We start from the raw sequence: 1,674 nt of genomic DNA on the forward strand, positions 1-1,674 counted from the left end.
TTGATATGCTCCCCTTTAGGTAGACAGGTGAAATAATAAAAACCTGTTTATCAAGGGGAGTTTTTTCATGTCTCAAATAAATGAGTACTGCGGGGAAGAGAAATTAGCCATTCTGAAGGAGTATGAAGCAGGACGGGGATCACGAAGTGAGATCGCTTGTAAATATAACATTAACGTCAGTACGTTGAAGGAATGGCGACGTCGTTATGAACTATACGGATTCGAAGGGTTAGCATGGCGTGCGGAGAATAAGAGCTACTCAGTGGAACTTAAACTTCAGGCTGTTCAAGATTATCTATCTGGAAAGTACTCACAGAATGAAATCATAAGGAAGTACCGTATGGCAAGCCGTACACAGCTCCAAAACTGGATTAAGAAGTATAATAGTCATAGCGGTCTAAGACCGTATAAGAACGGGGGCGGAGCCGCTATGACAAAGGGACGGACAACGACTTGGGAAGAACGAATGGACATTGTAATGTATTGCTTATCGCAAAATCGAAACTATCAAAAAGCAGTAGAGAAATATCACGTTTCTTATCAGCAAGTTTACGGATGGGTAAAGAAGTACGAAGCAGATGGCCAGAACGCTTTGCGAGACGGCAGAGGGCGCACAAAGGCACCTGAAGAGTTATCTGAGGTCGATCAGCAAAAGCTCGCTATGAAGAAACTGGAGTACGAGGTTGAGCGGCTTCGGGCGGAGAATGCTTTCTTAAAAAAGTTACAGGAGTTTCAAGGGAGGCGTCGCTAAGCGGACATCGACAGGAAGACATTTATCTCGCTATCCAAGCCGTGCAGCAGGCAGAAGCACTTAGCATACAGCTACTGTGCAAGGTTGCGGAGATTCCAAGGTCAAGCTACTACAAGTGGCTCAGTCACAAGCCTAGCCAACGACAGTTGGAGAACCAAGAGCTTACGGCGGTCATGATGACGTTATATGAAAAGGTTGAAGGCACCTTCGGCTACCGTCAATTAACGCTGCATATGCGTCGACAAACGGAGAAGCAGATTAACCACAAACGCGTGTATCGTCTGATGAAAATAAAAGGGATTCAGTCCGTCATTCGCAGAAAGAAAAAGAAATATGAACGTTCAACACCGCAGCACGTAGCTGAGAACGTATTAAACCGTGCGTTTCAGGCGGAAGCACCGAACGAAAAGTGGCTAACGGATGTCACTGAATTTAAATACGGCAACGGTCAGAAGGCCTATTTAAGCGCCATTCTCGACCTTCATGATAAATCGATTGTTTCTTATGTACTGGGACATTCCAATAATAATCCGCTCGTGTTTAAAACATTGAAGTTGGCGCTAAAGGCAGCGCCAAGAAGCAAAGCGCTCCTTCATAGCGACCGAGGCTTCCAGTACACGTCTTCGGGTTTTAAGAGAATGTTGGATAAGGCTAAGCTGAAGCAGAGCATGTCCCGGGTCGGACGTTGTATTGATAACGGTCCAATGGAATCCTTTTGGGGAACGTTGAAATGTGAGAAGTATTACTTACATAAATACCAAACTTTTGAACAGCTAAAGAACGATATTGATGATTACATCCACTTTTACAATTACGAACGATTGCAGAAAAAGCTAAACGGCCTCAGTCCTATTGAATTTAGGGCTAAGGCCGCTTCATAGATCTTTATTTTTTGTACTGTCTACTTGACGGGGTTCAGTTCA

1 protein-coding gene is annotated in these 1,674 nt (G+C 44.3%); it reads left to right on the forward strand.

The window, feature by feature from the left end:
• Positions 1–67: 67 nt before the first annotated feature.
• A protein-coding gene (locus tag AC0YN3_RS33070) for an IS3 family transposase (protein ID WP_475779064.1) occupies positions 68–1,632 on the forward strand; the annotation gives its coding sequence in 2 pieces (ribosomal slippage) (positions 68–704 and positions 704–1,632; 1,566 coding nt in all).
• The last annotated feature ends 42 nt before the right edge of the window (positions 1,633–1,674 follow it).

It is taken from the genome of Paenibacillus sp. J22R232, from assembly GCF_056269165.1.